Source organism: Collinsella aerofaciens, assembly GCF_040926185.1.
Lineage (GTDB): Bacteria > Actinomycetota > Coriobacteriia > Coriobacteriales > Coriobacteriaceae > Collinsella > Collinsella aerofaciens_BC.
Genome location: NZ_JBCOIQ010000004.1, coordinates 21,165 through 43,334 on the forward strand (window position 1 = coordinate 21,165; position 22,170 = coordinate 43,334).

General features: G+C 61.0%; 22 protein-coding genes. 18 read left to right on the forward strand and 4 right to left on the reverse strand.

The features are described from left to right. Positions 1 to 3: 3 nt before the first annotated feature. From recG to ffh, 12 genes are all read left to right on the forward strand, one after another. Positions 4 to 2,181 (forward strand): ATP-dependent DNA helicase RecG, encoded by a 2,178-nt coding sequence (gene recG, locus AB5750_RS02830; protein ID WP_368145356.1) that lies wholly within the window; start codon positions 4 to 6, stop codon positions 2,179 to 2,181. Then, positions 2,178 to 2,834 (forward strand): 16S rRNA (guanine(966)-N(2))-methyltransferase RsmD, encoded by a 657-nt coding sequence (gene rsmD / locus AB5750_RS02835; RefSeq protein WP_368145355.1) that lies wholly within the window; start codon positions 2,178 to 2,180, stop codon positions 2,832 to 2,834. The genes recG and rsmD overlap by 4 nt, the downstream gene beginning before the upstream one ends. Next, complete coding sequence (gene coaD, locus AB5750_RS02840) at positions 2,827 to 3,324, forward strand: pantetheine-phosphate adenylyltransferase (protein WP_195503188.1); 498 nt, start codon at positions 2,827 to 2,829, stop codon at positions 3,322 to 3,324. Before rsmD ends, coaD begins: the two co-directional genes overlap by 8 nt. 68 nt (positions 3,325 to 3,392) lie before the next feature. Further along, on the forward strand, positions 3,393 to 3,890 hold the full coding sequence (locus AB5750_RS02845) for an ATP synthase subunit B family protein (RefSeq protein ID WP_040358176.1): 498 nt from the start codon (positions 3,393 to 3,395) through the stop codon (positions 3,888 to 3,890). Next, positions 3,890 to 4,444, forward strand: coding sequence for a YceD family protein (locus tag AB5750_RS02850; protein ID WP_117837204.1), 555 nt, complete (start codon positions 3,890 to 3,892; stop codon positions 4,442 to 4,444). Before AB5750_RS02845 ends, AB5750_RS02850 begins: the two co-directional genes overlap by 1 nt. A gap of 64 nt (positions 4,445 to 4,508) precedes the next feature. Continuing rightward, positions 4,509 to 4,688: a 50S ribosomal protein L32 gene (gene rpmF / locus AB5750_RS02855; protein ID WP_022094017.1), complete on the forward strand. Its 180-nt coding sequence runs from the start codon at positions 4,509 to 4,511 to the stop codon at positions 4,686 to 4,688. 87 nt (positions 4,689 to 4,775) lie between these two features. Beyond that, positions 4,776 to 5,795, forward strand: a complete 1,020-nt coding sequence (gene plsX, locus AB5750_RS02860; RefSeq protein ID WP_055309520.1) for a phosphate acyltransferase PlsX — start codon at positions 4,776 to 4,778, stop codon at positions 5,793 to 5,795. Positions 5,796 to 5,909: 114 nt separating this feature from the next. Then, positions 5,910 to 6,152, forward strand: a complete 243-nt coding sequence (locus tag AB5750_RS02865) for an acyl carrier protein (protein WP_055309519.1) — start codon at positions 5,910 to 5,912, stop codon at positions 6,150 to 6,152. A 3-nt stretch (positions 6,153 to 6,155) separates the two neighbouring features. Beyond that, entirely contained in the window at positions 6,156 to 6,881 is a 726-nt protein-coding gene (gene rnc / locus AB5750_RS02870; protein WP_117716046.1) for a ribonuclease III, read from the forward strand. Between the two features lie 10 nt (positions 6,882 to 6,891). Further along, positions 6,892 to 10,428, forward strand: a complete 3,537-nt coding sequence (gene smc, locus AB5750_RS02875; RefSeq protein ID WP_368145354.1) for a chromosome segregation protein SMC — start codon at positions 6,892 to 6,894, stop codon at positions 10,426 to 10,428. Continuing rightward, positions 10,428 to 11,345 (forward strand): signal recognition particle-docking protein FtsY, encoded by a 918-nt coding sequence (gene ftsY / locus AB5750_RS02880; RefSeq protein WP_271747162.1) that lies wholly within the window; start codon positions 10,428 to 10,430, stop codon positions 11,343 to 11,345. The genes smc and ftsY overlap by 1 nt, the downstream gene beginning before the upstream one ends. A 10-nt stretch (positions 11,346 to 11,355) precedes the next feature. Next, positions 11,356 to 12,831 carry a signal recognition particle protein gene (gene ffh, locus AB5750_RS02885; RefSeq protein WP_368145353.1) on the forward strand — a complete coding sequence of 492 codons (1,476 nt, stop codon included), beginning with the start codon at positions 11,356 to 11,358 and terminating at the stop codon, positions 12,829 to 12,831. Positions 12,832 to 13,002: 171 nt separating this feature from the next. Here the strand turns inward: ffh and AB5750_RS02890 are convergent, their stop codons facing one another. Further along, positions 13,003 to 13,767, reverse strand: coding sequence for a DUF134 domain-containing protein (locus AB5750_RS02890; protein WP_368145352.1), 765 nt, complete (start codon positions 13,765 to 13,767; stop codon positions 13,003 to 13,005). 166 nt (positions 13,768 to 13,933) lie between these two features. On the opposite strand from AB5750_RS02890, the gene thyA reads away from it, so the two are divergent. From thyA to AB5750_RS02910, 4 genes are all read left to right on the forward strand, one after another. Further along, positions 13,934 to 14,782, forward strand: a complete 849-nt coding sequence (thyA, locus tag AB5750_RS02895; RefSeq protein WP_346963569.1) for a thymidylate synthase — start codon at positions 13,934 to 13,936, stop codon at positions 14,780 to 14,782. Positions 14,783 to 14,791: 9 nt separating this feature from the next. Next, positions 14,792 to 15,310, forward strand: coding sequence for a dihydrofolate reductase (locus AB5750_RS02900; RefSeq protein WP_368145351.1), 519 nt, complete (start codon positions 14,792 to 14,794; stop codon positions 15,308 to 15,310). A gap of 109 nt (positions 15,311 to 15,419) precedes the next feature. Further along, positions 15,420 to 16,334, forward strand: coding sequence for a TrmH family RNA methyltransferase (locus AB5750_RS02905; protein WP_368145350.1), 915 nt, complete (start codon positions 15,420 to 15,422; stop codon positions 16,332 to 16,334). 125 nt (positions 16,335 to 16,459) lie between these two features. Then, positions 16,460 to 17,809, forward strand: a complete 1,350-nt coding sequence (locus tag AB5750_RS02910; protein WP_368145349.1) for an MATE family efflux transporter — start codon at positions 16,460 to 16,462, stop codon at positions 17,807 to 17,809. Between the two features lie 129 nt (positions 17,810 to 17,938). Here the strand turns inward: AB5750_RS02910 and AB5750_RS02915 are convergent, their stop codons facing one another. Next, positions 17,939 to 18,058, reverse strand: a complete 120-nt coding sequence (locus tag AB5750_RS02915; protein ID WP_253279132.1) for a cob(I)yrinic acid a,c-diamide adenosyltransferase — start codon at positions 18,056 to 18,058, stop codon at positions 17,939 to 17,941. A 29-nt stretch (positions 18,059 to 18,087) separates the two neighbouring features. Beyond that, on the reverse strand, positions 18,088 to 18,186 hold the full coding sequence (locus tag AB5750_RS02920; RefSeq protein ID WP_230308470.1) for a cob(I)yrinic acid a,c-diamide adenosyltransferase: 99 nt from the start codon (positions 18,184 to 18,186) through the stop codon (positions 18,088 to 18,090). Positions 18,187 to 18,278: 92 nt separating this feature from the next. On the opposite strand from AB5750_RS02920, the gene ftsH reads away from it, so the two are divergent. Continuing rightward, a complete protein-coding gene (ftsH, locus tag AB5750_RS02925; protein ID WP_368145348.1) occupies positions 18,279 to 20,171 on the forward strand; it encodes an ATP-dependent zinc metalloprotease FtsH in 1,893 nt (630 codons plus the stop codon). Between the two features lie 81 nt (positions 20,172 to 20,252). Then, a complete protein-coding gene (locus AB5750_RS02930; RefSeq protein WP_368145347.1) occupies positions 20,253 to 20,708 on the forward strand; it encodes a 2-thiouracil desulfurase family protein in 456 nt (151 codons plus the stop codon). A 48-nt stretch (positions 20,709 to 20,756) separates the two neighbouring features. Here the strand turns inward: AB5750_RS02930 and AB5750_RS02935 are convergent, their stop codons facing one another. Further along, positions 20,757 to 21,839: an iron-containing alcohol dehydrogenase family protein gene (locus AB5750_RS02935; RefSeq protein WP_368145346.1), complete on the reverse strand. Its 1,083-nt coding sequence runs from the start codon at positions 21,837 to 21,839 to the stop codon at positions 20,757 to 20,759. Between the last annotated feature and the right edge of the window lie 331 nt (positions 21,840 to 22,170).

The window sequence follows — 22,170 nt, forward strand, 5'->3', positions numbered from 1 at the left end:
GTCATGTCCGAGCTGTGCTCCGTGCCGCGCGTCTCGGAGCGCTTTGCCCAGAGCAATGCGCTCGACGAAGATATCGCGCGACTCAAATATGTTTCGGGTAAACGTGAGGAGGCCCTTCGCCGTCTGGGAATTAGGACGGTGGGGGACCTCCTTCTCCATATCCCTCATCGATACCTCGACTTTACCCGTTCGTGGTCCATCGAGATGGCGCCCATCGGTACCGTGTGCACCATCATCGCCACGGTCGATCGTATCGTCCAAAAGCAGCCGCGTCCGCGCATGCAGGTTACCGAGGTCTCACTCGTTGACGAGACAGGCGTGCTGCAGGTCGCCTTTTTCCGCCAGCCCTGGATTGCCCAGCAGCTTAAGCAGGGCGACCGCCTGGCCGTGATGGGCAAGGTTGAGTTTGCCTACGGTTTTAAGCAGATGGCCTCGCCGCACTTTGAAAAGCTCGAGGAAGGGCGTGCCGCGGGCACTATCCTGCCGGTCCATTACGTGAGTGATGGCGTGAGCCAGGCGTGGATGCGCCGCATCGTAAGTGGCGCGCTCGAGGTCGTCGGCAATCCGTTCGATCCGATTCCCGCGCCGCTGCGCGCAAAGCGGAAGCTCATGAGCAATGCCCGCGCGTTGCGTTCGATCCACTTTCCATCGAGTATGGCAGAGCGCGATATCGCGCGCGCACGGCTTGCCTACGAGGAGTGCCTCTACCTGCAGCTGGCGCTGCGCCTGCGCAACGTCGGCGGCCTGGTCGATGTGGTTCCCTATGCCCACACCGCGGGCGAGCACCTGGCCGCGCTTAAGCAAGCCCTGCCGTTTTCGCTGAGCGACGAGCAGGAGACCGCGTTCCAAGATATCCTGCGCGATATGTGCGATGGTGGGCGCGTGATGAACCGCCTGCTGCTGGGCGATGTCGGTACCGGTAAGACCGCCGTTGCCGCCTGCGCTCTGGCTGTGGCTGCCGATAGCGGTACGCAGGCCTGCGTTATGGCGCCCACGGGCGTGTTGGCGCGCCAATATGCCGATAAGACCGGCCCTCTGCTCTCGCAGGCGGGCATGTCCTGGGCGCTTCTGACGGGTGCCACGCCGGCCTCAGAGCGCGAGCAGATCCATGCCCAGCTTGAATCGGGCGAGCTCGACGTCCTCTTTGGAACCCACGCGGTGCTTTCGGATAACGTTGCGTTCAATCATCTGTCGCTTGTCGTCATCGACGAGCAGCACCGGTTTGGCGTTGGCCAACGCAACGCCCTTCGCGCGAAGGGCCCCGGTGCGGACCTGCTCGTTATGACGGCGACACCGATCCCGCGTACGCTGGCGCTTTCGGTCTACGGCGATCTGGACACGAGTATCATCCGCCATCGGCCCGTCCCTGGCGCTGGCGTGACGACACGCGTGCTCACCGAGTCGAGCCGCGACCTCGCCTATGGCGCCATCCGCGAGGCGCATGAAAAGGGTCAGCAGGCCTACGTGATTTGCCCGCTCGTGGAGCCGAGTGACTCGGCCGATGAGCTGGAAGACGTGCCCGGTATTGCTCGCGACGACGAGGGCCGCGTAACCGTCCCCGTGCCACTGCACGATACGGCAACCGAGCTCGACCGCCTGCGTCTGGCGTTGCCGGGTCTTGCCATCGAGCGCCTTCACGGCCGCATGCCGGCGGGGGAGAAGGACCAGGTTCTCGATGCCTTCAAGCGTGGCGAGATTGACGTGCTCGTCTCGACTACGGTGGTCGAGGTGGGCGTCGACGTGCCTAACGCCACCGTCATGGTCATCGAGAACGGCGAGCGCTTTGGATTGGCTGCCCTGCACCAGCTGCGCGGCCGCGTGGGCCGTGGCAGTGTGTCGGGCACGTGCCTGGTCATGACGCACTCCAAGGGCAACGGCGGTGCATCGGCGGCGCAAGACCGTCTCCAGTCGCTCGAAAAAACCTCGAATGGCTTTACGCTCGCCCAAATGGACCTGCGTCTGCGCCACGAGGGCGAAATCCTGGGGTATCGCCAGCACGGCGGCGTGACCCTGCGCTTTGTGGACCTGGATGCCGATGAGGACCTTATCGAATGGGCCCATTTGGACGCGGTCGAGCTCTTGCGGTATGCTTGCAACCTTGACTCTGTGGCGACGCGTCCCTTGCGCGACGCGGTCGCCATGCGTTATCGACATATCTTTAAGGAGGTCAGCGGAGGATGAGAATCATCGGCGGCGAATGGCGCGGTCGTAAGATCGAGGAGCCCCGTGGTCGCGATGTCACCCGCCCCACGACTGATCGCGTGCGCGAGGCGTGCGCATCTATGGTCATGTCGGCATTCGATTTCGATTTGGACGAGGTTCGTGTGCTGGACGCCTTTGGCGGCTCCGGTGCCTTAGGGTTAGAGATGCTCTCTCGTGGGGCCCGCTCGCTCACGACGTTTGAGATCGATCGCAACGCCGCGCGGCTCATTACCAAGAATATCGAGTCGCTCTGCCGTGACCGTGCGCGTTGGCGTGTGGTCACGGGCGACATGCTGGCAAGTGCCTCGCGCGGTCGTGTGCCGGGCGGCCCCTTTGATCTGGTCCTGCTCGACCCGCCCTATGCTTTTGGTGCCGAGCCGGTCGAGGAACTGCTGCAGAACCTGGCTCAGCAGGGTCTGCTTGCACCTGGCGCTTATGCCCTGTTTGAGCATGCCGTCGCCGATGCGGGCGCGCATCCGGCAGACTTTGAGACTGTACGTGAGAAGCGCTACGGCATTACCTCGGTCGACCTGCTTCGTTGGGTCGGCGATGACGATGGTGAGGGCGATAGCGCCGGCACCGATGCTGACAACAACGATGCTACGACGTTTCAGGAGGATGCTCATGAGTGACACTATCAATCGCGTGATCGTCCCGGGCACCTTCGATCCCATCACGTTTGGTCATATCGACGTCATCCGCCGCGCCCGCCGCATCTTTCCCAGCGTGATCGTGGCTGTTGCCGAGTCGCAGGGTAAAAACGGCGTGGGCACCACGTTTATGCTCGATGAGCGCGTGGCGCTGGCCCGCGAGGCGCTCGGTGATATCGACGGCGTCGAGGTCCTGCCCTTTACCGGCCTCTTGGTCGACTTCGCTCGCGAGCAGGGGGCGGGGGCCGTGGTCAAGGGCCTGCGCGCCATGACCGACTTTGAATATGAGCTGCAGCAGGCCGACCTTAACTATCGTCTGGATAGCGAGCTGGAGTCCATCTTTGTCATGAGTGCGCCGCAGTACGGCTATATCTCGAGCTCGGTTGTTCGCCAGATCGCCTCGCTCGGCAGCGATGTATCGACGTTTGTCCCGTCCAACGTGGTCGAAGCGCTCAAACATCGCTTTTCGTGACGTTTCTTATTGCCTGGTGGCATGTGGTAAACTAGCACGATGATATGTTACCTATGAAAGGAGACCGGATGCCGGGCGAGAATTTTCCTGGCGATAGGATCGTCAGCTTGGTCGATGAGCTCGAAGGGCTGATCGAGGAAGCCAAGCCGCCTTTCGGCAAGAACGCTCAGTTCAAGGTCATCGACGCCGACGTGTTCTTCAACATCCTCGACGAGATCCGCATGAGCTATCCCGAGGAGTGGCAGAAGTCCCGCCGTATCCTTAAGGAGCGCGAGGAGCTTATGGCTTCCGCCGCCGCTCAGGCCGATTCCATCATCGCCGACGCTCAGCAGCAGGCCCTCACCATTGCCGGTGAGCAGGAGATCGTCCGACTTGCGCAGCAGCAGGCCGACGACATCCGCGATCGTGCCCAGCAGTACGAGCGCGAGACGCGTTATGCTGCCGAGGACTACGCAGAGCAGGTCTTTACGCACCTGGAGGAGAACCTCAAGAGCCTGACCGGCACCGTTACCCGTTGCCGTCAGCAACTCAACGAGGGTGCCGCCCAACAGAATGGTCAGTGGTAATGGCTGAGTTCCCGAGCGTTACCGTCGATCTTTCCGAGCAGCTCGAGTTTCCTGGAGATTCGTATCCGCTGACCGGTAAGGTCGATGTCGCCACCTACACGGTGGGCGAGAAGGAGTACCAGCTACAGGACGGCATCGACTACGACGTTGTCTTTACCAATGCCGGTACCGGTGTCTTGCTCACGGGCATGGTCCGCGCGCACGCCACCGGCGAGTGCGACCGTTGCCTGGAACCCGCCTCGTTTGATATCGCCGGCGAGATCGAGGAGTTCTACCTCTTTGAGGAGCCCGAGGATCCCGAGGCCTACGAGGACGGCTACGAGCTCCTGGGTGAGGACCGTCTCGTCGATCTGGGCGAGCCCATCAATGACGCGGTCGTTATGGACACGCCGTTTGTGGTGCTCTGCAAGCCCGATTGCCGTGGTCTGTGCCCCACCTGCGGTTGCAATCTCAACGTCGAGCAATGCGATTGCGCCGCCCAGGCAGAGGCAGAATGGGCCGCTGCCACGGAAAATCCATTTGCAGCATTGAAGAATCTCAAGCTCGATGAGTAAAACTGTGGTAGTATCGCTACTTGCGCGTAATCGCCACACTGGATAGTTCATAAGGAAGGTCACTATGCCCGTACCTAAACAAAAGCAGGGTCGTATCCGCACTCACACCCGTCGTTCCGCCAACATGAAGATCTCGGCTGCGGCTCAGTCCACGTGCCCCCGTTGCGGCGCTGTCAAGCTTCCGCACCACGTGTGCCCCAGCTGCGGTTTCTACAAGGACCGCGAGGTTATCGTTACCGAGTAACGGTATACTCTGGATGCGATGCCGTTCCAAATGGAACCACAATGGCCGGCTCAATGAGTCGGCCATTTTTGTATAAGGAGCATGTATATGAGTAACGTTCGCGTTTGTGTAGACGTTGTGGGCGGAGACGAGAAACCTCAGGTTGTTCTCGATGGTATCGAAGCTGCGCTTGCCGCCGATCCCGATATCGAGGTCTTGGCAGCTGGTCCCGCCGAAATCGTCAATCCCTTTGCAGCTTCCCATGCACGTGTTGAGGCCCTTGAGGCGCCTGACGTTATCGCCATGGATGACGATCCCATTCGCGCCGTGATGACCAAGCGTAAGTCGTCGATCGTGCTTTCTTGCCGCGCCATTAAGAAGGGCAACGCGGATGCGTTCTTCTCCGCCGGCTCCACCGGTGCCATGACCGCCGCCGCCACCGCCTATGTGACGCCGTTTAGGTATCAGGCCGAAGGCAAGAAGCAGCCGGTGCGCCCCTGTCTGACCAATGCGCTGCCCAATCGCGCCGGCGGTCTGACGGTGCTGTGCGACATGGGTGCCAACCCCGATGTGGAGGTCGATGACATGGTGCGTTTTGCTCAGATGGGTAGCGCCTATGCTCGCGTCGTCCTGGGCATCGAGCATCCCCGCGTGGGCCTGCTTGCTAACGGCACCGAGGACGAGAAGGGCTCCAACTTTACCAAGGCCTGCTTCCCGGCCATGAAAGCCGCCGTTCCCGGCTTTGTTGGTAACTGCGAGGGAACGGACATCACCTCCGGTAACTTCGATGTCGTCGTTGCCGATGGCATGTCGGGCAATATTGCGCTCAAGGCCACCGAGGGCGCTGCCAAGTTTTTGCTGCAGGAACTCAAGGGTGCCTTTATGTCTTCGCTCGGCACCAAGATCGCCGCGCTGCTCATCAAAAAGCAGATGCGCGAGATTAAGGCCAAGCTCTCTGGTGATGCCAAGGGCGGCGCGATTCTTTTGGGCTTGCGCGGCGTGGTCCTGATCGGCCATGGCGCCACCTCGGTCGAGGCTGTTAAAAACGGTACGCTCGCGGCGGCCGAAGCCGTGCGCGCCGGGCTGGTCGAGAACGTCGCCAACTCTATGGACGGTATCGTTTTATAACAGCGGCGTTATGCGTCTCGGGGCGTGCGTCGTGGGGTAGAATCAGAACCGTGTCTTGGTACCGCCCGGGCGGTACCATTCTTTTGGTATTCATGCACTATGAGAGGAAGCGCTATGGACCGCTCCGAAATCTTCGACAAGATCGCCGAGGTCGCTGCTGACGTTCTGGGCGTCGATGTTGCCGAAATTAGCGATGAGACCACCTTTGACGACCTCGATGCCAACTCGCTCGAGCGCCTGCAGCTGGTTACGGCTATCGAGGACGAGTTCAACCTCGAGATTGATGACGAGACCCTGCTCTCGCTCAACTCTGTCGCCGACGCCGTCGACGCCATCGAAAACGCCAGGGAGGCCTAGGTCTTGGCTTTGTCTGAACGACTTACGCGCGCCCAGGAAATCCTGGGCCACGAGTTCAATAATAAGGTGCTGCTGCGCGCGGCCCTTACACATCCCTCGGCAGTCGAGGGCCAGCCGGTTTCTGCCAGCTATGAGCGCCTTGAGTTCTTGGGCGATTCCATTTTGGGCGCTGTGGTCGCACGCTCCCTGTTTGAGTCCTATCCGGAGTTTGACGAGGGCAAGCTCACGCGCCTGAAGGTGTCGCTTGTCTCGGGCGCTACGCTGTCCGAGGTTTCTCACGAGCTGGGCATCGACGACATCATCATCTTTGGTGCCTCCGAGACCGGTACCGGTGCGCGCGGCCTGCATTCGGCCCTCGAGAACGTCTATGAGTCGCTCGTGGGCGCGCTGTACCTGGATGCCGGCTGGGATGCCGCGGCAGAGTTCATTCACCGTACGCTTAAGCCGCATTTGGCTTCCGAGCGTGCCGAGCATCCTGCGAACCCCAAGTCGTTTTTGCAGGAGTGCGTGCAAGCCGACGGTCACGAACCCCCGGCGTACAAGCTCGTTGGCTCCGAGGGCCCGGCGCATGCGCCCACCTTTACCGCCGTGGTTTTGATCGATGGTATTCGCCAGGGTCGCGGCTCCGGCTCCTCAAAGAAGGAAGCCGAGGGAGCCGCCGCGCTCGAAGCGCTCGACCGCATGGGTTACACCACCAACGGCGTGATTCTGAACAAGAAGCACGTGTAAGCGAGGAACCGTGTATCTCAAGTCCCTCACGCTCAAAGGGTTCAAGTCGTTTGCCGACCGCGCCCATATGACGTTTGAGCCGGGCCTGACCGTCATCGTCGGTCCCAACGGCTCGGGAAAATCGAACATCTCCGACTCGATTCTGTGGGTCCTGGGCGAGCAGAGCGCCAAGCAGCTGCGCGGTCAGGCCATGGAGGATGTCATCTTCTCGGGCTCGTCAGCGCGCAAGCCGGTGGGTGTCGCCGAGGTCACGTTGGTGCTCGATAACTCGGACCATATGCTGCCCGTCGATTTTGACGAGGTCGCCATCACCCGTCGCATGTATCGCTCGGGCGAAAGCGAGTACCTCATCAACTCGAGTCCGTGCCGCCTGATGGACATTCAGGACATCCTGCACGATTCCGGCCTGGGCAAGGATACGCATTCCATCATCAGCCAGGGCAAGCTCGACGCCATTTTGCAGAGCCGCCCCGAGGAACGCCGCGCCCTCATCGAGGAGGCCGCCGGCATTTCCAAGCACAAGCGCCGCAAGGAGCGTGCGCTCAAAAAAATTAAGTCGATGGACGAGCACCTCACGCGTGCCCGCGACATCAATAAGGAGATCGCCCGTCAGCTGCGACCGTTGGAGCGTCAGGTCGATCGCGCGCGCAAGTACAAAGAGTTGTCCTCGCGCGCGAACGAGCTTACGCAGATGCTGGCCGTCGATGAGCTGCGTTCGCTGCAGTCGCAGTGGAACGACCTGGAGAGCCGCTCCAAGGAGGGCGCGGCCGAGCTTGAGCTTGCGCAGTACCGCTTGGGCGAAAAGGAGCGCGAGCTCGAGAAGCTCCAGGTCATGCTCGAGGAAAAGGGCCTGTTTGTGGGCGACCTGGGCGAGCAACGCCGCCATATGCAAGATGTGGTCGGCCGCATTAACTCCGACATGCGCCTGCTCGAAGAAAAGGGCCACAACATGGTGTCGCGCCTGTCTGACATGCGCGGTCAGATTTCGAGCTCCGAGCATCAGCGTCGTCGCGTGGTCGAGGAGCTTGAGGACGCGCGTGCGCAGCTTGAGGAAGTGACCGGTGCGCATATGCAGGCCCAGGAGGACGTTGACGCCGCTGGTCCTGCCGCCGCCGAGCTCCACGAGCGGCGCGTGGCGCTCGACAATCAGATTTCGAAGCTTACGCGCGAACAACGCGATGTGCAGCGCGTAGCCGATAACGCCGCGCTCGAGCTCGCCAAGGTGAAGGATTCCTTGAGCAATGCCGAGGTCGAGGACAACATGTATGCCTCGCGCCTGGAGCAGATCGATGAACAGCTCGAGGAGGTCACGGCCTCGCTCGAGAGCCGTCGCGACCGCGCCGAGGAGCTTGAGGGCGCTCTTGAGGAAGCGCGCCAGGCCCAGGCCGATGCGCGTGAGGCCACCGAGGTCGCCCGTGCAGCCCTGAAGGACTTGCGTAATCGTGAGAGTGAGGCGCGCAACAAGCTGTCCGAGGTGCGCTCGGAGCTTGCCAGCCAAAAGAAACTCGATGCCCGCATGGCCGACAGCTCGCCGCTCGTGAGCCGTCTGGTGGGTGCGCTGGGCGATGATGTTTCGGGCCGCCTGGGTGACGTGCTCGAAGCCCCGCGCGAGCTTGAGGGCCTGGTTGAGCAATTGCTCGCCGGCGATATCGATGCGCTGCTGTTTGATGACGCCGCCACGCTTGAGCGTGCCGGTCGTGCGGCTCTGGACCAAAAGAAGGCCTCGGGCGAGGCACTGCTGGTGGCGCGCGGCGTGAGCGGCTCTACCGCCGCTGAGGGCGCTGCCGGTACCCGCCTGGTTGATCGTCTGTCCGTGCGCGCAGGCTACGGACCCGTCGTCGAGGCGCTGCTCGGCGGCTATTACGTAGTGGACGATCTTTCTGCCGCGCTTTCGGCGCCGGTCGTTGACGGCGTGACTTACGTGACCCCCGATGGCGCCCGCGTCGCCTGCGGCGGCCTGGTGCGTGTGGGCCTCGATGCCGGCGAGGCGTCGGGTGCTCTGGAGCGTAAGCGTCGCATTCGCGAGCTGGAGGGGCTTGAGCCCGATTTGGCCGCTGTGTTTGAGCATGTGTCGGATCAGGTCGTCGAGGCCAATGCGGCCGTTGAGGAAGCGCGTGCCGCTGAGGGCGATGCCGCCGGTGAGATTGCCCGCCTTGAGGGCGAGCGCCGCTCCCTGTTGTCCGAGATCGGCCGTCTGGAGCAAAGCGCCAACAATGCCGAGGTCGAGCGCGTGCGTATCTCCAAGCGCCGTGAGCAGGCTGCCGAGGCCGTTCGCGCCGCGCGCCCGCGCGTGGACGAGCTCACCCGTTCGCGTGACGAGGCCCGTGCGCAGGCAAGCGATCTGGGCTTGCAGATTGCCGAGGCCAACGACGAACTCGACCGCGTTCGCCGTGACGATTCCGAGGCTGCCGGCAAGCTCGCCGACGCCAAGGTTCGCCTAGCCCAGACGAGTGAACGCCTGCGTTCGCTGAAGGGCCGCGTGCCCGACCTGGAGCATCGTCTTGAGGGCATCGACCGTCGTATCCGCGGAACACGCCAGGCCTCGCGCTCGCTCGAGCTGCTGCGCCTGCGCGTCGATCCCATGCACGAACGCTATTCTGCCCTGTTGGAACGCGCGTCGGATTGGGCAGCGCGCCTGCGTGACCAGGCCTCTCTGGAGGAGGCGGACTCCGCTTCGCTCAAGAAGACCATCGAGGATGCCAAGGCAGAGGTTGCCCGCGCTAAGGAGCGAGTCGATACCGCCTCTGCCACGCAAAACGAGTTCAAGGTCGCACGCGGCAAGCTCGAGGTGCAGGTGGAGGCGGCCATCAAGGCCATCACCGCCGATGGCACCACGGTACTCGAGGAAGCGCTCATGCTTCCCGCGCCCACCGACCGCGACGCCGCCGAGCGCGAGCTCAACCAGCTTGTGCGCCAGATCAACAACCTTGGTCCCGTTAACCAAGTTGCCATGGAGGAGTACGAGCAGCTCAAGCGCCGCGCCGACTACATCGAGGAGCAGCTGGCCGATCTGGAGAGCGCGCGCAAGGCGCTCACCAAGATCACGGTGGCCATTGATCGCAAGATGCGGAAGGCCTTCCTGGTGACGTTTGAGAAGGTCGACGCGAACTTCCGCGAGATCTTCGCCATGCTGTTCCCGGGTGGACAGGCGCATCTGGGGATGACCGACCCCGAGCACCCGGCTGATACGGGTATCGAGGTCGTGGCGCAGCCGCGCGGCAAGCGCATCACCAAGATGATGCTCATGTCGGGTGGCGAGAAGAGCCTGACGGCGCTCGCCCTGCTCTTTGCCGTGTACCGCACGCGTACGGTGCCGTTCTATGTGCTGGACGAGGTCGAGGCGGCGCTCGACGACGCCAACTTGTCCAAGCTCATCGGCGCCCTTGATGTACTGCGTTCCGATACGCAGCTCTTGGTCATTTCGCATCAGCGCCGTACTATGGAGGACGCTGACGTCCTCTATGGCGTCTCGATGCAAGCCGACGGCGTCAGTCGCGTCGTCTCGCAAAAACTCGATCGCGAAACCGGAAAGGTCGTGAATGCATAATGGGATTCTTTGACGCTCTCTCGCGCGGACTTGAGCGCAGTCGCGAGGCCCTCAACGAGGTCTTTTACTTTGGCGGCGAGGTCGACGAGGATTTTTGGGAGGACTTGGAGGACACCCTCGTTATGGGTGACATGGGTGCCGAGGTCGCCATTCAGGTCTCCGATGACCTACGCGATGCCGCGGCCAAGAAGAACCTCAAGACCGCTCCTCAGCTTCGCCGTGCCCTGGCCGAGCAGCTCGAGCAGCACTTTGTGCCCATCGAGCGCGATCCGTTTTCCGATACGCCGAGCTGCGTGCTGTTTGTGGGCATTAACGGTGCCGGCAAGACCACGACGGTCGGTAAGATCGCGAGCGCCATGGCCGCCCGCGGCAAGAACGTCGTGATCGGTTCGGCCGATACCTTCCGTGCTGCCGCTATCGAGCAGCTCGATGTGTGGGGCCAGCGCGCTGGCGTCCCCGTCATCAAGCGCGACCGCGGCTCCGACCCGGCAAGTGTTTGCTACGACGTGCTCGACGAGGCCGACAAGCGCGGCAGCGACCTGGTGCTTATCGATACCGCCGGCCGTCTGCACACGAGCCCTGAGCTCATGCGCGAGCTTGCCAAGGTGGTCAATGTGACCCGTAAGCGCGCCGCAAATATGGCCGCCGGTCCCATGCCGGTTTCGGTCGTGCTTGTGATCGACGCCGCGACGGGCCAAAACGGTCTGAACCAGGCGCTCGAGTTTAACGAGGCGCTGGGCCTGGACGGTATTATCATGACTAAGCTCGACGGCACGGCTAAGGGCGGTATCGCCATGGCCGTGGCCGAGAAACTCAAGCTCCCGATCCTGCGCGTGGGCGTGGGCGAGCAGGTCGATGATCTGCAGGAGTTCAATGCCAAAGATTTCTGCCGCGCCCTAGTGGGCGAGTCCAATTAAGGAGTGACTAGTGTTTGATTCCCTGAGCGATCGCCTCAACGACACATTTGACCGCCTGCGCGGCAAGGGCAAGCTGACCGAGGCCGATATCACCTCGGCCATGCGCGATATTCGCATGGCGCTGCTCGAGGCCGACGTCAACTTTAAGGTCGTCAAGGAGTTCGTCGCCAAGACCAAGGAGCGCTGCATGACCGCCGAGGTTATGGAGTCGCTGTCGCCGGCGCAAAACGTCGTCAAGATTGTGCTCGACGAGCTCACCGAGATGCTTGGCTCAACCGAGAGCAAGCTCGTCTTTAGCAACCGCATTCCCAATGTCATCATGCTTGTGGGTCTGCAGGGCTCCGGTAAGACCACGGCTGCCGTAAAGCTGGCCTACCTGCTCAAGAAGCAGGGCCGCTCGCCGTTGCTCGCCGCGTGCGACGTCTACCGTCCCGCTGCTGCCGACCAGCTGGCCACGCTCGGTGGCGAGATCGGCGTACCGGTCTTCCGCGGCGACGGTGCGCACCCGGTCGATATCGCCAAGGGCGCCATCCAGGAGGCCGTCGACCACCTGCGCGACGTGGTCATCGTCGATACCGCCGGTCGTCTTCAGATCGACGAGCAGATGATGCAGGAGGCCGTCGACATCAAGAAGGCCGTCAAGCCCGACCAGGTGCTGATGGTCGTCGACGCCATGACCGGCCAGGACATCGTCAACGTCGTCTCGACCTTCGCCGATCGCACCGACTTTGACGGTGTGATCATCTCCAAGCTCGACGGCGATGCCCGTGGCGGCGGCGCACTTTCGGTGCGTCAGGTGACCGGTAAGCCCATCAAGTTTGTGAGCATGGGCGAGAAACCCGATTCGCTTGAGCCGTTCTATCCCGATCGCATGGCCAAGCGCATTCTGGGCATGGGCGATGTTGTCGGCATTATCGAGAAGGCCCAGGAGGCAGCCGATGCCGAGCAGCTCGAGGCTGCCGAGCGTATGCTGCGCGAGGGCTTCACCATGAACGACATGCTCGACCAGATGAAAGCCGTCAAGAAGATGGGCGGCATGAAGGGGATCCTGGGCATGCTCCCCGGTGGCCAGCGCGCCCTCAACCAGATGGGCGGCAACCTGGACGAGGGTATCTTCGATAAGAACGAGGCCATCATCATGTCGATGACCAAGGAGGAGCGCCTGCGTCCCTCCATCATCAACGGCCAGCGCCGCGCGCGTATCGCCAAGGGCGCCGGCGTAACCCCCACCGAGGTCAACAGCCTTATGAAGCAGTGGGGCGAGATGAATAAGATGATGGGCCGCATGCGCACGATGGCCAATCAGGCACAGGCCGGCGGCAAGAAGGGCAAAAAGGGTAAGAAGGGCAAGAGGATGCGCATGCCCAATATCCCTGGCCTGGACGCTATGGGTCTGGGCGGCATGGGCGGCTTGGGTACGGGCGGTCCCAAGTCCGATATGGAGCTGCTGCGCCAGATGGAAGCGCAGATGCGCAACAAGAAGTAACGACTGGTTGAGTCGTGTATGGCGAAGGCCGCCTGGATGGTATTCCAGGCGGCCTTCGCCGTTTGTTCGCCGTTTGTTCGCCGTTTGTTCGCCGTTTGTTCGCCGTTTGTTCGCCGTTTGTTCGCTGGTTGTCGCACGCGTGGAAGCGCGTTCTCGACGAGGTGCTTGCCGCTAGTGGCAGCCGCAGCCTTCGTGCCCGTCATGGTCGTGGTGACCGTGGCAGCCGCAGGACTCGCCATGCTCGTGGATGTGCTCGTGATCATGTCCATGGCAGTCGCAGGTGGCCTCGCCGTTCTGTGCGAGTGTGCCGGCAATGAGGGCCTCGACGCAGGCATCGCAGCAGCCCTGGGCGCCCGCATAGACCGTGATGCCGGCTTGGGCAAGCGCGTTGATAGCGCCGCCGCCGATACCGCCGCAAATGAGCGTGTCAACGCCACCGTTGGCAAGCAGGCCCGCCAAGGCGCCGTGGCCGGTGCCACCGGTGCCTACGACCTGCTCGTTGAGCACCTTGCCATCCTTGATGTCGTAGATCTTGAACTGCTCGCTGCGGCCAAAGTGCATAAAGATGTTGCCGTTGTCGTACGTCGTTGCCACCCTCATGGTGTCGACCTCCTTTGCTGGCCATGCGGCCGTTGTCGTGGTGATGGGGGAGTATGCGATATTGCCGCCCTCGATAACGAGCGCCCGTCCGTTGACCAGCGCATCGGCCACCTTGCGATGCGCGCGGCTGCAAATGGCCGCCACCGTTGCGCGGGCGATGCCCATCTGCTGGGCGACCGCCTCTTGGTTGAGACCCTCCAGGTCGCACAGGCGCAGCACCTCAAGCTCGTCGACGGTCATGTCGATGGCATCACCGCTGGCCAGGCCATCGGGGGTAAAGCCGCGGTATTCGGGGATGATCCCGACGCGGCGCAGTTTTTCGCGTCTTCCTGCCATGCACACTCCAAATCTGACATATGTCAACAATAGAATAGCGAACGTGCGGATTTGCGCAAGGAATTTCTGGCATATGTCAGAAAATGAGGGCTTATGTTTGGGCTGTGGGGCCGCGTGCGCCTGGGCTACAATGAATCTCGCTTGTAGGCGACTGACAGGAGGGTCAATGAGCAAAGCTGATCAACAGTTTGTAACCATGTGCCGCGATATCTTGGACCATGGCACCACCACCGAGGGCCAAAAGGTCCGCCCGGTGTGGGAGGACGGCACCCCTGCCTATACCATTAAAAACTTTGGTGTCACGGCGCGCTATGATCTGCGCGGGGAGTTCCCCGCGCTCACCCTGCGCCGTACGGCGCTTAAGTCTGCCATGGACGAGATTCTGTGGATCTATCAAAAGAAGTCCAATAACGTGCATGACCTCAACAGCCATATCTGGGATGAGTGGGCCGATGAGACCGGTTCCATCGGTAAAGCCTACGGCTATCAGATTGGTCAGAAGAGCCATTACGCCGAGGGCGACTTCGACCAGATGGACCGTGTACTGTACGACCTTAAGCACACGCCGTATAGTCGCCGCATTATGACCAATACGTACGTGTTTAGCGATCTGTCCGAGATGCACCTTTATCCATGCGCCTACAGCGTGACCTATAACGTGACGCAGCGTCCTCAGGACGACAAGCCGACGCTCAACATGATTCTCAACCAGCGCAGCCAGGACATTTTGGCCGCGAACAACTGGAACGTGTGCCAGTACGCCATTTTGCTGATGATGGTCGCGCAGTCGGTCGATATGATTCCCGGTGAGCTGCTGCACGTGATCGCCGACGCCCATATCTATGATCGTCATGTCGATATCGTCCGCGAGCTTATCGAGCGTCCGCAGTTTGCGGCACCCAAGGTAACGCTCAACCCCGATGTGCATGACTTCTATGCGTTTACGACCGATGACCTGATCGTCGAGGGCTATGAGCACGGCCCTCAGGTCAAGAACATCCCCATTGCGGTGTAGGTGACGCGCATGACGTGTAAGCTTTCTGCCATCGTCGCCGTGTGTGACGACTGGGGTATTGGCTGCGAGGGCGATATGGTGGTGTCCAATCGCGCCGATATGCGCCATTTTGTGGCCTGCACCAAGGGCTGCCCGGTTATCATGGGACGCAAGACGCTGCTGAGTTTTCCCGGCGGGCGTCCTCTCAAGAACCGCCGCAATATCGTGCTTACGCGCGATATAGGCTTTACCCGCGAGGGCGTCGACGTGGTGCATAGCGTTGACGAAGCGCTCGCTGCGGTTGCCGATGAGCCCGTTGCCTGGGTGATCGGTGGCGGCGATGTCTATCGGCAGTTTTTGCCGTACTGCGTGGAGGCCGAGGTCACTCATGACCACTGCGTGCATGTCGTGGACACGTACTTTCCCGACTTGGACGCCGATCCCGCGTGGGAGATTGCGCAGCGTAGCGGGGTCGCGACGATTGCCGCCGGTGAGGGTGACGAGGGCGTCGATTATGAGTTCGTGACGTATCATCGCGTTGAGGCGTAAATCGTCTGGCGTGAACGGTATCATCGGGTTGATTGAATGCATGGGGCGGCGCTTAGCGTCGCCTCGTTTGGTATAGATGTGCTGTAAAGAAGGGTGCGGGCTGGCTGCTATGACTGATGCCGTTGAGGTTCTGCGAATTGATTCGCTCGAGGACGAGCGGCTCGATGCCTATGTGCGACTGACCGAGCGTGAGCTTCGCTGCGTGCTGGAGCCGCAGAAGGGCATTTTTATCGCTGAGAGTGCCAAGGTCATCGAGCGTGCGGTTCGCGCCGGATATGAGCCGGTGAGCTTTCTTTTGGGCGAGCGCTGGCTCGACCAGATGATGCCGCTGTTTGACCAGCTTGTCGTGCGCGAGGGAGCGGGTCCGGTTCCCGTGTTCGTGGCCTCCATGGAGCTCATGGAGCAGCTGACGGGCTTTAACGTGACGCGCGGTGCGCTCGCGGCGTTCCGTCGCCCGCGTCAGATTCCGGTAGCCGAGTTCTTAGGCGGCGTCGTCGAGGCGGCGGGGGAGCGCCCGGTGCGCGTGTGCGTGCTCGAGGGCATTGTCGACCACACCAACGTCGGCGCGATTTTCCGCTCGGCGGCTGCGCTGAACGTCGATGGCATTTTGGTGAGTCCTACGTGCTGCGACCCGCTGTACCGTCGCTCGGCCCGCGTGAGCATGGGCACCGTGTTTCAGGTGCCGTGGACGCGCATTGGCAGCGAGGCTCGTGTGTGGCCGCATGATGGTCTGAGCGCGTTGCACGATGCCGGTTTTTCGTGTGCCGCTATGGCGTTGACGGACGATTCCGTATCGCTGGACGATCACGTGCTGCAGGAGATTGACCGCTTGGCAATCTTTATGGGTACCGAGGGTGCCGGCTTGGGCGCCAAGACCATTGCCGGCTGTGACCACGCGGTGCGCATTCCGATGGCGCACGGGGTCGATTCGCTTAACGTGGCCGCGGCGAGCGCCGTCGCCTTTTGGCAGCTGTGCCCGCACGTGAGCAATGAGTATAACTACCAGCCGGGTTTGTATCACTAGGCAGATATTTCGCACCTGGCTCTGATTCGGGGTGTTTCGGTCGACGCCAGTCGGTGCTAAGCTGATATTGGCTTTGGTCTTAAATTGCCGTTTTGTTGTTTAACATACGTTGGCGGGGAGGGCGTGTGGCTAAGAAATCTACGGCTATCGATGTAACGCAGGGTGTCATTTGGCAACAGCTGCTGTCGCTGTGCGTCCCCATCTTCTTTAGTTCGTTTTTTCAACAGGCTTACACGCTTATCGGTACGTATATCGTTGGCCAGTTTGGCGGCAAGCTCGCGCTGGGCGGCATTCAGGCCACGATGGTTCTCACCGAGCTCTGCATTGGCTTTTGCGTTGGTGTTGGCGCCGGCTGCGCGGTCATTACCGGTCAGTATTTTGGCCAGCACGATGATGAGCGACTGAGTCGTTCGGTCCATACAGCCATGACGCTCGCGCTGGTGGGCGGTATCGCTTTCTCGATTCTTGGCATAGTGTTCGTTGAGCCCATGCTGGTGCTTATGAACACGCCGCATGAACTATTGGCCGAGGGTGTGGCCTATGCTCGCTGTTATTTTGCCGCGATGGTTGCGGCACTGCTGCTGAATATGGGAACCGCACTGCTGCGTGCCGTGGGCGACACGCGCGGGCCCGCCGTGATCATTGCCTCTGGCTGCCTTGTTAACGTGGTGCTGGATATCATCTTTGTCGCTGTGTTGCATATGGAGGCGCTGGGCTGCGGCATCGCAGTGGCGCTGACCATTTGCTCCAATGCAACGATGATCGTGTTGCGCATGATGCGCGCTCCGGGTGCATGGCGTCTTTCGCTGTCTAAGCTCGGTATCGATCGCGGTATTTGCAAGAGTATGATCTCGTGTGGTCTGCCACTCGGTTTTCAATCGGCTGCCTATTCGATCTCGAACGTGCTGATCCAGGTGTCGGTTAATTCGTTTGGCGCCGATGTCACGACTGCTTGGGGTCTATCTGGGCGCCTGGATGGCATTATCTGGATGGTGACCGAGGCGCTCGGCGTATCGATCACTACGTTCTCGGCGCAGAACTTTGGCGCGCGCAATTACGAGCGAATGCGCAAGGGATATCACACGTCGCTCGTGCTGTCGTTTATGCTCATTGGTGGTCTGTCTGCCGTGCTGCTGGTGTTCTCGGGTCCGTTGTCGCGTCTGTTTGTCGACGATGCTTCGATATCGTCGTACACCACGACGATTCTTCATTTCATCGCGCCGTTCTACGCGATCTTCTCGATTATCGAAAACGCGTCGGGCTCCATTCGCGGTGCCGGTGTTAGCTTACAGCCCATGCTGCTCACGATTTTTGGCACCGTCGTGCTCAGGGTGATCTGGGTGTTTGCGATCATGCCCTTCGATCCGTCGCTCGAGCATCTTCTGCTGGTCTACCCCGTAACCTGGCTCATTACGGCCACGATGTTCACCATCTACCACCACAGCGGCAACTGGCTAGGTCGCGCCACCGCCTAGCTCATCCGTCAGATACCCCTGATAAGTTGCGGTGAAATAGTTCCTGAAAAGCCCTTGCGGACCGTCAAACAAGTACTATTCCACCGCAACTTCCTTATGAGCTGTAGGTGTTGGCGGAAAACGAATCAATTAGTATTCGATGCCTTGGCGGGCTAGGAGGCCTTCGTCGAAGTAGTGTTTGACGGGTCGCATTTCGGTGACCAGGTCCGCGAGGTCTGCGAGGGGCAGCAGGCCGCGGCCGGTTAGCACGAGCTCCGTGGTGGCGGGCTTTATCGCAATCAGTTCCTCGACATCCTCTCGCGCCCCAAAGCAGCCTTCGTCTTGCCCTTGCCGTCGCCCGTATAGATCTGAACCTTGCCGACTTCCAGTGATGCCATATCTGTCCTTTCGTGCCCGGCGTCGGTTTATCGTCGCTCGGGTTGGGTATTCTAGAAACCATTATCAACCCCAGTAGATGGAGTTCAAGCAGATGGAGATGGATGACAACAAGCGTAGACGGAATATGATCCTCTACGTGCTCATCGCCTTCGTCGTCTACCTCGTGCTCTCGACCGTTCTGTTCCCCAACATCGGTCACACGCAGCAGATTACGAAGACCGATTACTCGACGTTTGTCAAAGCACTCGATAAGAAGAGTGTCGACAAGGTCGAGTACAACACGGACGATTACTCGATTTATTACACCAAGAAGGGCGAGGACGAGAATATCGCCTATAAGACGACCGGTGTGCCGAACGATGCGGGCTTTACCGATCGCGTGCTTGAGTCTGGCGCTTCGCTGGAGTCGGTCGTTCCCGATAAAAACTCGGGTTTGATGACCTACTACCTGCTCACACTCATTCTTCCCATGGCGATTTTCTTCCTCATCGGTTGGTGGCTCAACCGCCGCATGAAGAAGGCTATGGGCGATGACGGCCCGTCGATGAACTTTGGCGGCGGCGGTTTTGGCGGCGGCGGGCTGGGTAAGTCCGGCGCGCGCGTGATCGCCTCCAAGGACGTGGGCGTGACCTTTAAGGACGTCGCTGGCCAGGAAGAGGCCAAGGAATCCCTCAAGGAGGTCGTCGATTTTCTGGAGAAGCCGCAGCGCTACGAGGAGATTGGCGCCAAGCTGCCGCGCGGTGCTCTCCTTGTTGGCCCTCCGGGTACCGGTAAGACCCTGCTTGCCAAGGCTGTTGCCGGCGAGGCCGGTGTTCCGTTCTTTAGCATTTCGGGCTCTGAGTTCGTTGAGATGTTTGTTGGTCGCGGCGCTGCTAAGGTTCGTGACCTGTTTAAGCAGGCCAAGGAAAAGGCCCCGTGCATCGTCTTTATCGACGAGATCGATACCATTGGTAAGAAGCGCGATGGCGGCGGCTTTAGCGGCAACGACGAGCGCGAGCAGACGCTCAATCAGTTGCTGACCGAGATGGATGGCTTCGATAACCACAAGGGTATCGTTGTCCTCGCTGCCACCAACCGTCCCGACAGCCTCGATCCGGCCCTGCTACGCCCCGGTCGTTTTGACCGCCGCATCCCCGTCGAGTTGCCCGATCTGACCGGCCGTAAGAACATTCTTGAGTTGCATGCCAAGAGCGTGAAGACGCAGCCGCCGATCGATTTGACCGCGATTGCCCGCGCCACGCCTGGTGCCTCGGGCGCCGATTTGGCCAATATCATCAACGAGGGCGCCCTGCGCGCCGTTCGCGAAGGTCGCAAGCGTGCAACCCAGGACGACTTCGAGGAGTCGGTGGAGGTCGTCATTGCCGGCCAACAGCGTAAGTCCACGGTGCTTTCCGACCACGATAAGCAGGTCGTTTCCTACCATGAGATCGGCCATGCCATTGTTGCCGCTCGCCAGAAGGGCTCTGCGCCGGTCACGAAGATCACCATCGTGCCACGCACGAGCGGTGCTCTGGGCTACACCATGCAGGTCGAGGAGGATGAACGCTTCCTGACCACACGCCAGGAGGTCCTGGACAAGCTCGCCGTCTACTGCGGTGGCCGTGCGGCCGAGGAGCTCATCTTTGGTGAGATGACGACTGGCGCCGCCAACGATATCGAGCAGGCCACCAAGCTCGCCCGAAACATGGTGACGCGCTTTGGTATGTCCGACGAGTTTGGCATGATGGCGCTCGGTACCGTCCAGAATGCGTACCTCAACCAGGATACGTCGCTCACCTGCGCCCCCGGTACGGCCGAGCGTGTGGACGCAATTGTCGCCAAGTTGATTGAGGATGCGCACGACCGCGCCCTGCAGATCCTCAAGGAAAACAAGTTCAAGCTCCACGAGCTGGCTCGTTATCTGTACAAGAAGGAGACGATCACGGGCGAGGAGTTCATGAATCTCCTCACGCGCGAGAACCCGCTGATGCCCAAGCAGCAGTAACGCCGCGGCCGAGCCAGTAAACGCCGACGCCCCATTTGAGCAGCTTTCTCAAATGGGGCGTTTTGCTTGAGGGGGATGGAAATGAAGATCGTGGTGAGTGCCTGCTTGATGGGCGAGAGCTGCAAGTATAACGGGCTCGACAACTATCATCGCGAGTTGGTCGAGGCCTGCGAGCGTACGGGGACCGAGGTCCTCTTGGTGTGCCCTGAGGTCTTTGGCGGCCTGCCCACGCCGCGCAGGCCGTCCGAGATTGTGAACGGCGAGGTCCGTACCTGCGAGGGTGCCTCGGTCGATCGCGAGTTTCGCCTGGGCGCTCAACGTGCGCTCGATATGTGCGAGCAGGCGGGCGGCCCGTCCGAGATTGCTGCGTGCGTCTTGCAGGACCGCAGTCCCTCGTGCGGCGCGGGTCGCATCTACGACGGTACCTTTAGCGATACGCTCACCGCGGGCAACGGCGTCTTCGTTGATCTGTTGCTGCGTCACGGCTATCGCGTTATACCAGCTAGCGAGTTCGACCCCAGCATGCTGGAGCAATAAAAAACCACCACAAAGGTACTGCTCCCTTGTGGTGGTTTTGGGTTAGAGCTAGAGGGTGTGGCCGTAGGCGTTGGCGGCCTTGATGGCGGCGGCGAACTTCTCGTCGGTGAAGGGCTCCGGGTTGCCCTGCTTCCACTCGTTGGTGGCATGCGCGAACTCGCATAGGGCCGGGATATCCGCCTCGGTAAGGCCGACCTGCTCCAACGTCACAGGCAGGCCCATCTGCTTGTTAAATGCGGCGTAGCGTTCAAGGTTCTCGGTATCGCCCGTATAGGCAAACAGCACGAGCACACCCAGGCTCACGACCTCACCATGCAGATACGTTCCCTCGCGCGGGATGCTGCAGGTGGCGTTGTAGAACGCGTGCGCCACGCTCGAGTTGTAGTAGTAATCGTTCTGGTTCGTGAGGTTCGAGACATAGCCCGTGTTGACCACGATGTCGAGCGCGATTTGCTTGACAGCCTCGCTCGACAGGTCCTGGCGCACGTCCTCAAGACCCTGGACGCCATAGGTAAACAGCGGCTCGGAGCAGGTGTGGGCGAGCGCCAGGCCAAGGCCGGCCGTGTGCTCCAGGTTGCCGGCGCTCGTGGCGTATTCGACCTCGGGCTGCTTGGACAGGGCATCGCCCACACCGGCCCAGAAGTACTCAGCCGGAGCCTCGGCGATGATCTTGGGGTTGATGAAGATGTGCGCCGGGCGGTTGGGATACGAATAGCCCTCGAGCGAGCCATCGTCGTTGTACACGACGGCAATGGCTGTCGCGGCGGAGCAGTTGGAGCAGATCGTCGGCACAGTAAAGACGATCTTCTTGAGCTCGATGGCCGCGGTCTTGACGGTGTCGAGCGCCTTGCCGCCGCCGCAGGCGATGAGCACGTCAGCCTCCTGGCAGGCAGGGGAGTTCACGACCTTGACAATGTTGGCGCGGGTGCTGTTGGTGCCGTAGACGCGCGTCTCCAGAACCTTGACGTCCGTATCCGCAAGGGCGGCCTCAATGCCAGGCAGCGCCGCTGCCAGTGCGCGCTTGCCGCCAATGATGGCGACCTTGGTCGCTCCGTACTCGGCCAGCGCGGCGGGCAACTCGTCAAAGCAGTCCTCGCCGACGGTGTAATCGCTCATTCCAATGGTGCGCATGGCAACCTTCTTTCGTTCGATAAAGTGCTTTCAGGTATTTTGCTCCAAGAGAAGGTCTGTGTCCGCGAGAAATTTCTAAAGTATGAAACCAATGTTGAGGGTTTTTCGCCGGCGGCGACCGTGCTACCATACAGCGCATAAGCGTTGATGGGGACGAGTAGTCGGCCATCCGCATGCCACAGAGAGCGGGGAGTGCTGAGAACCCGCGCATGCGACCGATGAAAATCACCCCGGAGTTGCGGTCCCAACGGACGTGCTGCACAGGTTCGTCTTAGTAGACATCGCCGAGATGGTCGTCGATACAGGCCAGCCGAGTAACGGATGCGAGCGC